The following is a 13,490-nucleotide window of genomic DNA, read 5'->3' on the forward strand; positions in this document are numbered from 1 at the left end:
CTAATGAATGCGTTTAATGCTATTGGGTGGTCCAGGTGCAGGAAAAGGAACTCAAGCGAAAAAATTGGTTGATCATTTTAATATTCCCCAAATCTCCACAGGAGATATGCTTCGTTCAGCAATTGCTGCGGGCACTGAACTGGGTAAAAGTGCAAAGAAAGTAATGGATGCTGGTGAATTAGTTTCAGATGCGATTATTATTGAACTTGTCAAAGAGCGCCTGCAGCAACCGGACTGTCAAAACGGTTTTTTATTTGATGGCTTTCCACGCACCATTCCTCAAGCTGATGCTTTAAAAAACGCACATATTAAGCTTGATCATGTGATTGAAATAGCTGTACCGGATGAGGAAATTATTGGTCGCATAAGTGGGCGTCTTGTTCATTTACCTTCGGGGCGGATCTATCATATGAAATCGCAGCCACCAAAGAAGAATTTAGTAGACGATATTACGGGAGAGCCATTAGTTCAGCGGGATGATGATAAGGAAGAAACGATTAAACAACGCTTGGCTGTTTATCATCAACAGACAGAACCATTAATTAATTATTATCAGGAGTGGGCTAGAACAGGAAATCCAGAGGCGCCTGAATTTCATCGTGTTGAAGGTGTAGGTTCAGTGAATACTATCTTTGCCAAAATTTTAGCCTGCATTAATCAGGAGAAATCTCATGCCACTTCATGAGTTGAAAACTAAAGAGTTTGAAGCTTTTATTGAAAAAAATCCCCTTGTGTTTATTGATTTTTGGGCTGAATGGTGCGCTCCATGTAAGGAATTTGGGCGAGTGTACCAAACAATAGCTGAACAATATCCAACCATTCAGTTTGCCAAATTAAACATAGAAAGCGAACCTGAACTTGCTGAGGTTTTTCAGATACGTTCTATTCCTCATCTTATGGTTTTTAAGGAAGGTATAGCGATTTATTCAGAGGCGGGCAGTATGCCTGAGTCTGTACTAAAAGATTTAGTAGAACAAGCTATTCAAGTCGATGTCAGTGAAATACGAGCCCAGATAGATCAAGAGAAAAGTTAGATTAAATTAGTCATTCCTCCATACGAAGGAATGACTTTACTTCTTTTTATGCAGTAAATATTCTGTGAGACTCTGTCTGCTTTGCGGGGAGAAATTTAGTCCAAGCTTCGTGCGTCGCCATAGGATATCTTCACAGGTTTGAGCCCATTCTTCATGACACAAATAGTCTACCTCAATCTGATAAAGGCCATGTCCAAAATCATAACCAAGGTCAGCTATTTTTTTACTATCTGCTAATAGTTTTTCAGTGTCTGTACCATAGCTGGCAAGATAGCGATCTCTAATATCATCTGCCAACCAAAAATATTTTTCTTTAGCATAAGGGACGTAATCCTTGTAAGACATAGTCTTTAACCTTGAGCCAGGAAGAGGGGCATGCGCTGTTTGAGAGGCTTTTAAGTAGGGAAAAACAGCCTGTAATTTATTAATTGTTTCTGAAGCTAACTGACGATACGTGGTAATTTTTCCACCGTAAATTGCCACTGCTGGTGCAGGAGAATCAGTGTATAAATAAGTATAATCGCGACTTAGGGCTTTAAGTTCTCCTGGGGCTGCTAATAAGGGTCTAACGCCACTCCAGGTATTAATAATATCTCCTCGTTGAATGGGTGTGCGAAGATAGTGATTTACCAGAGCGCACAAGTAATCAACTTCTGCATTGGATATATGGATTTCATCAAGTGAACCTTCAAATTCAACATCGGTGGTTCCAATCATAGTGTAGCCTTGATAAGGAACTATAAATACAATACGTTTGTCTTCATGTTGCAAAAGATAGGCATGTTTGCCTTCATAGAGCTTATGGACCACAAGATGACTTCCCTTTACTAATGACAATTTGCATTGATTAGTAATTCCAAGTAAATCATTGCATGACTCAACCCAGGGGCCTGTAGCGTTAATCACTGCTTTTGCTCTAAAAAACTTTTCCTCTCCTTGGGAGGTTTGTGCAGTTAACACCCAGATCCCATTTTCCACTCTGGCTTTTGTAGCCTTCATATAATTGTAAATAGTAGCCCCATGCTCTTTTGCAAGCAATGCGTTAGCAATCGTTAAGCGGGAATCATCTGTTGTACAATCATAAAATAAAAAACCTTTATCATATTGAATCTTCAGTGGAGAGAAATAAGGACCTTGTTTGCGTCGAATAAATTTACTTTTTGGTAATCGGTTATTACGGCTTAAATTATCATAGAAAAATAAGCCTGTACGTAATAACCATGTGGGTCGCATGTTTTGCTGATAAGGCAATACAAATAACTGGGGTCGAACAAGATGTGGCGCCAATGTTAACAAGCGTTGACGCTCATCCAACGCTTTTTTTACCAGGCCAAAGTCATAATATTCAAGATAACGCAAGCCACCGTGGATGAGTTTACTGCTACTCGATGATGTTTTTGAAGCAAGATCGCCCTGTTCTAACAGAACAACAGATAAACCGCGCAGGGCAGCATCTGCAGCAGCACCACAGCCATTAATTCCGCCGCCTATCACTGCGACATCAAAAACCTGCTCCATGCTGTTCCTTATAAAAAGTCAATGGTATTGTGTTAATGATACAGGATAAGAGAAATTAATTATAAATTAACTACTAATTCTAGTATTTTAAAAGAAGATTGTTATAGATCTCCAATGGATTAAAAAATTTATAGGAAATTAGCCATGAATTATCTTCTTGCGATTGATCAGGGTACGAGTAGCACCAGGGCTATGATATATACAACCTCCGGTCAACTTATAGCAACGAGTCAATACACACTTACCCAATTTTATCCCAATCCTGGGTGGGTAGAACATGATCCTGAAGAAATTTGGGCTAAGACGCTTAAAGCAATGCAGGATGTTGTGGTTCAGGTAAAGGGTGAAAAAATTCTTGCTTGCGGTATTACTAACCAACGAGAAACTACAGTAATCTGGAATAAAAAAACTGGTCACTGTTTAGCACCAGCAATTGTATGGCAAGATCGCAGGACGGAAGTATTTTGTCAATCTTTAGCTGATTACACTATGTTGCTACAAGAAAAAACCGGTTTATTGCCTGATCCTTATTTTTCGGCAAGTAAACTACACTGGCTTTTAGAGTCGATTCCTGATGCACGCGCTTTAGCTGCTAAAAATGAGCTTGCGTTTGGGACTATGGATACTTTTCTGCTATGGCGTTTAACAAATGGTCGGGCCCATTTAACGGATGTAAGTAATGCCTCGCGCACCTTATTATTTAATATTATTGAGCAGCGATGGGATGATGAATTACTTGCTTTATTTAAAATACCTGTTTCTATCTTACCTGAGGTATGTGCAAGTGATGCCTACTTTGGTGAAATAAACAAGATACATTTGGGAGTCAATATTCCTGTGACAGGCATGGCAGGCGATCAGCAATCGGCATTAATTGGTCAACGGTGTTTTAGTGATGGCATGATTAAGGCTACATTTGGCACCGGCGGATTTTTGCTGATGAATACAGGTGAGAAACCAGTGAAATCTTCTCATCAACTGTTAACAACCATTGCTTATCGGATAAAAGAACAAACAATTTATGGATTGGAAGGTAGTCTCTATCATGCAGGTACTACCATAAAATGGTTACGTGATGAGATGAAAATAATTGATACTGCTGCTGAAACTGAAACACTTGCCAAGCATTTAAAGAGCAATGATGGTGTCTATCTTGTACCTTCTTTTACAGGGCTTGGAGCTCCTCATTGGATTTCTACCCCTGGAGCGGTCATTGTGGGTTTAAGCCGCACGACTAGCCGCGCTCATTTCGCCCGTGCTGCCTTGGAAGCAGTGTGTTATCAAACACGAGATGTGCTTGAGTGTATGAGACAAGACAGCCGTCTCGATGTCTCATTGTTACGTGTTGATGGAGGTATGGCTGCAAATCAGTGGTTTTTACAATACTTGGCCTCTCAATGTCATTTAAGGGTGCAACAGCCGGTAGATATAGAAACAACTGCTCAGGGAGCGGCTATGCTGGCTGCTCTTGGTTGTGGGTTGATTAACTCATTACATGAATTGCAAAAGACTTGGCAATGTGAGAAGGAATTTTTCATGGAAGAGACAGAGGCTATTGAAAGAGAGTATGCGGGCTGGAGAAGAGCTTTGAGAATGGTAAAGGCGGGATAAATAATTGCTTTCTGCCTAAAGAGGGGGCAACAACCCTGGCAGAGCATAGAATCTTAGCTTGAATTATTCATATCCTGCTTTATTTGGTATTTTGGGCTTTGGCGTTGGACCTCATTATTATTACTTAACCTCAGGATACTCTACTTTATAAAATTTTAATGCATTTAAATAAAGCACTTTTTCAACGTGTAAAGGTTCAATAGTATCAAGAATAAGCTGTATATCTTCATCCATAAAGGGACGAGGAGCACGGGTTGAGGGTAAATCGGTACCAAACATTAAGGTATCAGGATTGGCAAGGTTAATGTCTCTTAATACCTGAGGTACGTTAAAATTAACGCGTCCAAACCCTGTTGCTTTTACCTTAACACCATGTTCAGCCAATTTCAAAAGAATGGATAAACCTTCTTTAGATAAACCAAGGTGATCAATACTGACGGCGGGTAGCGCTAGCAAAGTTGAGGATAATTCTTTCAGATCACGTGCGTCGATATACAATTCCACATGCCATTGGGCTAATTCATAAATCCTTGCTGCAAAAGACTGAAGATGAGTTACACTTTCAGAGCCTCCCCGTTTTATATTAAACCGAACACCCCGGATACCTGCTGCTTTTAAAGTTAAAATATCATCGTCTGAGACGGAGTAAGGTAGTTGAATTATTCCCACGAAAGCAGGACCTAATTCTTGTAAGCAGGTTAAAAGATAACTCTGATCAAAGCCCTGAAATGAACCAGAAACAACGAGTCCTCCCAGTAAGTTAAAACGTTTAAGTCGTTGATAATAATCAGCAATAGTAAAAGATGAAGGTAGATAATTATTGTTTGGAACTAGAGGAAAGCGCGGGTCAATGAGATGAAAATGACTATCAAAAAAGCAAATCCTTTGCATTAAATATTCCTGCCAGAGATTAGCAGCCAACGGCTGCTAGTAATTAACCTATTTCACATCGCGTTTGGGTTCACCGGTGTAAAGTTGGCGGGGTCTGCCAATTTTTGATTTGTTTTCGACCATTTCCATCCAGTGAGACATCCATCCTACAGTTCTTGCCAATGCAAAAATTACGGTGTACATATTGGTAGGAATACCAATAGCACTTAAGGTAATTCCGGAATAGAAATCAACATTGGGATACAATTTTTTCTCAATGAAATAATCGTCTTCCAGGGCAATACGCTCAAGTTCCAAAGCCAGCTTGAACAAGGGTGCCTCATGAGCACCAACTGCATTCAGTACTTCGTAGCAAGTTTTACGCATTACTTTTGCACGAGGATCATAGCTTTTATAAACACGATGACCAAAACCCATTAAACGGAAAGGATCATCCTTATCCTTGGCACGCTTGATATAGTGATTGATGTGTTTAATATCGCCAATTTCCTTTAACATGTTTAGGCAAGCTTCATTGGCACCACCATGAGCAGGCCCCCATAATGCTCCGATTCCGGCAGAAATACAGGCATAAGGATTGGCTCCGGTTGAACCTGCGAGTCGCACTGTGGATGTTGACGCGTTTTGTTCATGATCGGCATGTAGCGTAAAAATTGTATCCATTGCATTTACAATAACCGGATCGGGCAACACATCCTCAGAAGGCACACCAAACATCATGTGTAAAAAATTCTCTGCATAAGACATTTTATTCTGGGGGTACATATAAGGCTGACCTATGGAATATTTATAGCTCATTGCAGCCAGAGTAGGCATTTTGGCAATTAAACGAATTGCAGAAATGTAACGATCCTTATGGTTGGTTAAATCAATAGAATCGTGATAAAACGCAGATAATGCACCGACAATTCCGACCATGATTGCCATAGGATGAGCGTCTCGACGGAAGCCATTTAGAAAATTATACATCTGTTGATGCACCATCGTATGGTTGTTAATCAAATTAACAAAGTCCTTTTTTTCTTTTTCGTCAGGAAGCTCCCCATTGAGCAGCAAATAACTCACATCAAGAAAGTCTTTTTTCTCGGCTAATTGCTCAATCGGATAGCCTCTGTAAAGTAATATTCCTTTCTCTCCATCAATATAGGTAATTTTTGATTCACAGGAAGCAGTGGCAACAAAGCCTGGATCAAAGGTAAAGTAGCCTTGTGTAGCCAATTTGTTTATATCAATTACATCATTACCAAGTGTTGGGCTATAAATTGGAAGCTCAATCGGATCATGGGCGTCTATACTAAGTTGTGCAACTTTTTGAGTCATCGCGTCTCCTAAGTTATGGCTTCATAGCCTCTCGCTTGCATTAGTGCGCAGAACTATATAAAAATGGCCCTTTACAGTCAATTTATCTGTATGCAAATTCAATTTTAACATGCGATAATTTTAGCTTTTTAGTAGGGAATTAAGAATGATAAAGCCAGCGGAATTACCGTTTAATAAGCGCGGAGCCGTTTATCACCTGGATTTGAGGGAGGATGAACTGGCTGATTTTATTATTACGGTAGGCGATCCAGGGCGTGTTCAATTAGTTAGCCAATATTTTGATAAATTGGAATTTCAAGGCTCACATCGCGAATTTATAACCCATACCGGTTATATTGGTTCACGCCGATTAAGTGTGATCTCGACGGGAATTGGCATGCCTAACATTGATATTGTCATGACAGAGCTTGACGCTTTAGCGAATATTGATCTGGCAACGCGAACAATGCGAGACAAACCGCGCTCATTAACGATTATTCGTCTCGGTACAACAGGAGGAATTAAGCCAGATTGTAAACCTGGTGACATTATGATTAGTCGTTATGGAATTGGATTTGATAGTTTGCTGAGCTATTACGACTATGAATTATCTTCCGATTTAAAAGATTTAAAAGCAGCACTACTCAGTCATTTAGGCACAGAAACAGGGCCTTTCTTCGTAGCTGATGCGGATGAACTGTTGGTTAACCATTTTAAAAGTCTTGGTACAGTAGGTATTACTGCCACTTGTGGTGGTTTTTATGGTCCCCAATGTAGAAGTATACGTCTGCCTTTGCGATATCCCAATTTTTTAAATCAATTGAGCAAATTTAGTTTTGCTGGCTTAAGCGTAACCAATCTTGAAATGGAAACTGCTGCAATATTAGGTTTGGGAAGTTTATTGGGCCATCAATGTTTGTCAGTCAGTGTGATTTTGGCTAATCGTATGACGGGTGAGTTTTTGCATAACATTAAATTAAGTGTTGACAAATTTATTATTAGTTTCTTGGAGAGAATTTCTTATTTACCACAGAATCAGGCGTAAAATTAGAGGCGCGATTAAGCAAATTGTCTTGCTGGGTCTCGCTGTTGACCCTGAGCAATCCTCAAAAAATTTTATACCTCTTTACGTACCGTGGCAACCTTTGAATTACTCATTTTGTTTTGTGACTATCTCTTAGTGTTTGACCGCAGCGGTTCATGCCTCGTTAAGTTTACTGAATCTGCGATGAAGTCTGGATGTGTCGAGAATTATTGAGAACAGATCTAATCATTAAACTCGCATTTTAATCGCAGCCAAAGTTAGGATATTGATTCAATTGAAGCGCCCTGTGTGCTATCATTCCAAGTTAATTTATCTGCAAATAACGCATAAGGATACGTCCTAGCATGGTTTATTTAGCCAAAGAAGTCATACCCGTCAATATTGAAGACGAATTAAAACAATCTTACCTCGATTATGCGATGAGTGTTATCGTGGGTCGAGCCTTGCCTGATGTGCGTGATGGTTTAAAGCCTGTACATAGGCGTGTGCTTTTTGCCATGAGTGAATTAGGCAATGATTGGAATAAACCTTATAAAAAATCAGCTCGTGTTGTGGGGGATGTCATTGGTAAATACCATCCTCATGGAGATACGGCCGTGTACGATACGATTGTTCGTATGGCTCAACCTTTCTCCATGCGTTACATGCTGATTGACGGACAGGGTAACTTTGGTTCTGTTGATGGTGATTTTGCTGCCGCTATGCGTTACACCGAAGTTAGAATGTCAAAGATTGCTCATGCTTTGCTAGCCGATCTGGAAAAAGAAACGGTTGATTTCAGTCCTAACTATGATGAAACTGAATTTGCTCCCGTTGTTTTACCAGCAAGAATTCCTAATCTTTTAGTGAATGGCTCCTCGGGTATCGCAGTAGGGATGGCAACCAATATTCCGCCTCATAATTTGACTGAAATTCTTAATGCTTGCGTGGCTTTGGTCGATAATCCAGAGCTGTCATTTGAGGATTTAATGGAATATATTCCAGGGCCGGATTTTCCGACAGCCGCTATTATTAATGGTAAAGCAGGGATTGTTCAGGCTTATCGTACCGGTCGTGGTCGTATTTATGTACGTGCCCGAACTGAGATTGAAACAGAAAATCAGACAGGCCGACAATCCATTATTATTACGGAGCTACCTTACCAGGTGAATAAAGCTCGCCTGGTTGAAAAAATCGCAGAACTGGTACGGGAAAAGCGTATCGAGGGCATTTCCGGCTTACGAGATGAGTCAGACAAGCAAGGAATGCGTGTTGTAATTGAACTGAAACGTGGTGAGGTTCCTGAAGTTATTTTGAATAATCTGTATGCCCATACGCAAATGCAAAATGTATTTGGCATCAATATGGTGGCTTTGGTTGATGGGCAGCCTCGTACTTTAAATTTAAAGGAAGTTCTGGAATATTTCATTAAGCATCGCCGCGAAGTAGTTACCAGGCGTACGATTTTTGAACTTAAGAAAGCAAGAAATCGTGCCCATATTTTGGAAGGATTGGGTGTTGCGCTGGCAAATATTGATGAAATGATTGAATTAATCAAAAAATCAGCGACACCTCAAGAGGCTAAAGAGGCCCTATTAGCACGTGTCTGGGAGCCAGGATTAGTGATGGCAATGCTTAAGAACACAGGGAGTGATGCTTCGCGTCCTGATGGCTTGGGCAGCGACTATGGCTTAACAGACGCAGGTTATCGTTTGTCAGCAGAGCAGGCTCAAGCCATTCTTGAGTTAAGACTACATCGGTTAACTGCTCTGGAACAGGATAAAATTATTAATGAATTTGAGGAGTTGCTGAAAGTTATTAAAGAGTTGCTGGAAATTCTGGCATCTCCTGAACGTCTTATGCAGGTTATCCGTGAAGAGTTATTAGAGGTTAAATCTCAATTTGGTGACGCTCGTCGCACTGAAATTATTGCTTCTCAAGAAGATTTAACTATCGAAGATCTCATTACTGAGGAAAATGTTGTTGTTACTTTATCCCATCAGGGTTATGTTAAATATCAACCTATCTCTGCCTACCAGGCACAACGCCGTGGTGGTAAGGGTAAATCAGCGACCAATGTTAAAGAGGAGGATTTTGTCGAACGGTTGGTGATTGCAAGTACTCACGATACGTTGCTATGCTTTTCAGATTATGGAAAATTATACTGGTTAAAAGCCTACCAGTTACCACTTGCCAGTCGAATTTCACGAGGTAAGCCCATTGTTAATATTCTTCCTCTTGCAGAGGATGAGTCTATCAACGCCATGTTACCCGTTCGAGAGTTTACTGAAGGCTACTTTGTTTTCATGGCAACCAAACATGGTACTGTTAAAAAAGTACCGCTTGAAGCATTTAGTCGTCCCCGTTCCAGCGGAATAATTGCCGTAGATTTGGATGAAGGTGATCGCCTTGTAGGTGTTGATATCACCGATGGCAGCAAAGACATTATGCTATTCACTGATGCTGGCAAGGTTGTCCGGTTTGATGAGAATCTTGTGCGTCCAATGGGTAGAACTGCTCGCGGGGTCCGTGGCATTCGACTACAAGAAAACCAATCGGTCATTTCCTTAGTAGTCGCTAAACCACAAGGGACGATATTAACAGCTACTGAAAATGGTTATGGTAAACGTACTAATATTGAAGAATATCGTATTTCAGGCCGGGGCGGACAAGGTGTGATTTCTATTCAGGTTAATGAACGAAATGGCAAGGTAGTACGTGCCTTACAAGTTGAAGAGAGCGATGAGGCCATGCTAATTACTGATAAAGGCACTTTGGTACGCTTTAAAGTGGCTGAACTATCCATTATCGGGCGTAATACGCAAGGTGTTCGTCTTATTAATGTGAGCCCCGGGGAGCATGTGGTTGGAATGCAGCGTATAGAAGATCTGGGTGAAGGTGACGAGGATTCTGATTTGTCTGAACAAGCCCATGCTTATGATGCATTTTCTTCCGATGAAACTCCTGAAGGCGATAATGAGTAGGGCTTATAATTTTGGTGCAGGCCCTGCTATGTTGCCTGAGCCCATTTTAAGAGAAGCGCAACAGGAACTATTAAATTGGCACAATTCAGGGATGTCAGTTATGGAAATAGGCCATAGAACTCCCGAATTTATACAGTTAATGATACAGGCAGAGCAGGATTTACGCGAGCTTTTAGCCATCCCTGCCAATTACCATGTTTTATTTTTAGGGGGGGCTGCGCGTACACAATTTAGTATGATTCCTCTAAATTTTTTAGAGGATGGACAACAAGCTGGCTATTTAATCACTGGGCTTTGGTCTTCAATCGCTTATCAGGAGGCTTTAAAACTTAAAAAAGCCTATTGTGTTGCAACTGATGAAAAAAACGGCTTTGTTAAAGTTCCGGCCGCCTCAGAATGGCAGCTTAAGGAAAACACAAGCTATTTTTATTTTACCTCTAATGAAACAATCAATGGCGTGCGTCTTTCGCAAAAACCTGCTGTCTCAGGAATACCTCTCATTGCAGATATGACATCCAGTTTGCTAAGTGAGCCTATCGCTGTTCAGGACTATGATTTAATTTTTGCCGGTGCACAAAAAAATATTGCTAATGCAGGTTTAACTGTAGTCATACTGAAAAAGGAATGGCTCGATACCACCAGCAACAGCATAATTCCTACTATGCTAGATTATCGCGTTCATGTGAGAGAAAATTCAATTTATGCGACGCCACCTACATTTAACTGTTATTTGGCAGCGAAGATGTTTCAATGGATTAAAGAGCAAGGGGGTATAGCGGCACTTTATGCTGAAAATTGTAAAAAAGCAGCTAAACTTTACCATTATATTGATTCCTCTGATTTTTATTATTGTAAAGTAGACACAGAATATCGGTCATTGATGAATGTCTGTTTTAACTTAAGAAATCCATCTCTTGAGCCCTTGTTTCTGAAGCAGGCTCAACAACGTAATTTGTTGGCTTTGAAAGGACATCGTGCTGTAGGTGGGATACGAGCCAGTATTTATAATGCGATGCCTATGGACGGAATCACTGCCCTTATTGAATTTATGCGCGATTTTGCTAAGGAACACAACTGATGAAGCCGGTAGATTTTTTAAGTAGCCCTGTAAACACCTTGCAAGGTGATATCACTGTCCCCGGTGATAAATCTATTTCTCACCGTGCCATAATTTTAGGTGCCATTGCTAAGGGTACAACAACTATAAGTGGCTTCCTTGATGGCGAGGATTGTTTAGCCACGTTGAAAGCTTTTCAATCGATGGGGGTGGCGATAGAAGGACCTGTTGCTCAACGTGTCGTGATTCAGGGTGTAGGTAAATATGGTTTACAAAAACCAGCAGACGCTATTGACTGTGGAAATTCCGGAACTTCCATGCGATTACTAGCGGGTCTTCTTGCCGCTCAACCCTTTGATAGCGAATTGACCGGAGATACAAGCTTATTGAAAAGACCAATGGAAAGAGTAAGCCGACCATTAGCACAAATGGGCGCTGAAATAAGGACAACCGGTGGCAAACCTCCTTTATATATTCATGGCGGGCGCAAACTGAATGGTATTACTTACGAAATGCCTGAGGCCAGTGCTCAGGTTAAATCTTGCTTGTTGTTGGCTGGAATGTATGCAGAAGGAGAAACAAGAATAATTGAGCCTGGTTTTACTCGTGATCATACAGAGCGAATGCTTACCACGTTTTCTTATCCTATTCAAAAAGCTGAGGATGCAATTATTATTAACTCAGAAAGTGAATGTCTGGGTACTGATATTATTGTGCCAGGGGATATTTCATCTGCGGCATTTTTTATTGTAGCAGCCACACTTATTCCAGAATCCGAAATAGTTATACGTAATGTTGGCATTAATCCTACCCGAACGGGGATTATCCACATACTGACTAATATGGGAGCAGACATCAGCTTAAATAACAAACGCCTGTGTGGTGAGGAATTGGTGGCCGATCTTCATGTCAAGCATGCTCCGCTTGAAGGAATAGATATTCCTTCTGAACTGGTTCCAATTGCTATTGATGAATTTCCAGTTATCTTTATTGCCGCAGCTTGTGCGAAAGGACAAACTTTACTGCACGGAGCAAGAGAATTGCGTTGTAAGGAAAGTGATAGAATTGGTGCGATGGTTGAAGGTTTACAAAACTTGGGGATTGAAGCTCAAGCGTTTGATGATGGTTTATATATTAATGGTGGTGAGCTGCAAGGTGGTGAAGTTAATAGCTACTCCGATCATCGTATTGCGATGGCTTTCGCAATTGCCGGTGCTGTTGCGAAAAATTCAGTTACAATTAAAAATTGTGCAAATGTAGCAACTTCATTTCCAACGTTTGTGCAAACAGCCAATAAAATCAATTTGGCTATCAAGGAAATTAATGATGAAGTCAGATAACAATGTACCAGTAATAACTTTGGATGGGCCCAGTGGCACAGGTAAAGGAACCATCTGTCATATGCTGGCGAATCACTTACACTGGCATGTTTTGGATAGTGGTTCCATCTATAGAGTGCTAGCACTTGCTGCCAAAAAGAAAAGAATAGACTTTAGCAATCAAGAAGCACTGGCTGAACTTGCTTCTAACTTGAATTTAAAGTTTGAAACTGATCCTGAACAAAAGGCGCAGGTGCTTTTGGATGGAAAAAATGTTGTTGATGAAATTAGAAGCGAAGAATGTGGCCAAGATGCTTCTAAAATTGCTATTTTGCCTGAAGTAAGAACAGCATTGCTTGCTCGACAGCGAGCATTTGCCATGCCTCCTGGTTTGGTGACTGATGGCCGAGATATGGGCACAGTGGTTTTTCCAGATGCTGTTTTAAAGATTTATTTACATGCCACACCCGAGGAAAGAGCATTTAGGCGTTATTTACAGTTGAAAGAAAAGGGAATTGATGCTAGCCTCGCCGAAGTTGTTGATGAATTGGCTAAACGTGATGCAAGAGACACATCTCGGACACATGCGCCATTAAAACCTGCAGAGGATGCGGCTTTTATTGATACGACTGGATTAACGATTGTACAAGTGTTCGATAATGTATTAAAATTGGTCGATGAACACTTGTTTTTTCGTTAACTAATTTTGGGGGAAAGGCGAGAGGATCTCGCTCTTTCATTTTTTTACTAAAG

At 40.7% G+C, this 13,490-nt stretch carries 11 protein-coding genes; 8 read left to right on the plus strand and 3 right to left on the minus strand.

Annotation, left to right across the window (positions count from 1 at the left end):
• Window positions 1-7 precede the first annotated feature (7 nt).
• Window positions 8-685 (plus strand): adenylate kinase, encoded by a 678-nt coding sequence (adk, locus tag clem_RS05625; RefSeq protein WP_094090733.1) that lies wholly within the window; start codon window positions 8-10, stop codon window positions 683-685.
• Window positions 672-1,034, plus strand: coding sequence for a thioredoxin family protein (locus clem_RS05630; protein WP_094090734.1), 363 nt, complete (start codon window positions 672-674; stop codon window positions 1,032-1,034). Before adk ends, clem_RS05630 begins: the two co-directional genes overlap by 14 nt.
• A 36-nt stretch (window positions 1,035-1,070) precedes the next feature.
• Here the strand turns inward: clem_RS05630 and glpD are convergent, their stop codons facing one another.
• Window positions 1,071-2,552, minus strand: coding sequence for a glycerol-3-phosphate dehydrogenase (glpD, locus tag clem_RS05635; RefSeq protein ID WP_094090735.1), 1,482 nt, complete (start codon window positions 2,550-2,552; stop codon window positions 1,071-1,073).
• A gap of 144 nt (window positions 2,553-2,696) precedes the next feature.
• On the opposite strand from glpD, the gene glpK reads away from it, so the two are divergent.
• On the plus strand, window positions 2,697-4,163 hold the full coding sequence (glpK, locus tag clem_RS05640; RefSeq protein WP_094090736.1) for a glycerol kinase GlpK: 1,467 nt from the start codon (window positions 2,697-2,699) through the stop codon (window positions 4,161-4,163).
• Window positions 4,164-4,283: 120 nt separating this feature from the next.
• On the opposite strand, the gene clem_RS05645 is transcribed toward glpK, so the two are convergent.
• Entirely contained in the window at window positions 4,284-5,054 is a 771-nt protein-coding gene (locus clem_RS05645) for an amidohydrolase family protein (RefSeq protein ID WP_094090737.1), read from the minus strand.
• Window positions 5,055-5,102: 48 nt separating this feature from the next.
• Window positions 5,103-6,374 (minus strand): citrate synthase, encoded by a 1,272-nt coding sequence (gene gltA, locus clem_RS05650; protein ID WP_094090738.1) that lies wholly within the window; start codon window positions 6,372-6,374, stop codon window positions 5,103-5,105.
• Between the two features lie 145 nt (window positions 6,375-6,519).
• On the opposite strand from gltA, the gene clem_RS05655 reads away from it, so the two are divergent.
• The 5 genes from clem_RS05655 to cmk all read left to right on the plus strand — a co-directional run bounded on the left by clem_RS05655 (window position 6,520) and on the right by cmk (window position 13,437).
• Window positions 6,520-7,398 (plus strand): nucleoside phosphorylase, encoded by an 879-nt coding sequence (locus clem_RS05655; protein WP_094090739.1) that lies wholly within the window; start codon window positions 6,520-6,522, stop codon window positions 7,396-7,398.
• A 344-nt stretch (window positions 7,399-7,742) separates the two neighbouring features.
• The gene (gene gyrA / locus clem_RS05660; RefSeq protein ID WP_094090740.1) at window positions 7,743-10,361 is read left to right on the plus strand and encodes a DNA gyrase subunit A; all 2,619 of its coding nucleotides are present in this window, start codon (window positions 7,743-7,745) and stop codon (window positions 10,359-10,361) included.
• On the plus strand, window positions 10,351-11,439 hold the full coding sequence (gene serC, locus clem_RS05665; protein ID WP_198333259.1) for a 3-phosphoserine/phosphohydroxythreonine transaminase: 1,089 nt from the start codon (window positions 10,351-10,353) through the stop codon (window positions 11,437-11,439). The genes gyrA and serC overlap by 11 nt, the downstream gene beginning before the upstream one ends.
• Entirely contained in the window at window positions 11,439-12,758 is a 1,320-nt protein-coding gene (aroA, locus tag clem_RS05670) for a 3-phosphoshikimate 1-carboxyvinyltransferase (protein ID WP_094090741.1), read from the plus strand. Before serC ends, aroA begins: the two co-directional genes overlap by 1 nt.
• Window positions 12,745-13,437 carry a (d)CMP kinase gene (cmk, locus tag clem_RS05675; RefSeq protein WP_232505601.1) on the plus strand — a complete coding sequence of 231 codons (693 nt, stop codon included), beginning with the start codon at window positions 12,745-12,747 and terminating at the stop codon, window positions 13,435-13,437. The genes aroA and cmk overlap by 14 nt, the downstream gene beginning before the upstream one ends.
• Window positions 13,438-13,490 lie beyond the last annotated feature (53 nt).

This window comes from Legionella clemsonensis, assembly GCF_002240035.1.
Taxonomy (GTDB): domain Bacteria; phylum Pseudomonadota; class Gammaproteobacteria; order Legionellales; family Legionellaceae; genus Tatlockia; species Tatlockia clemsonensis.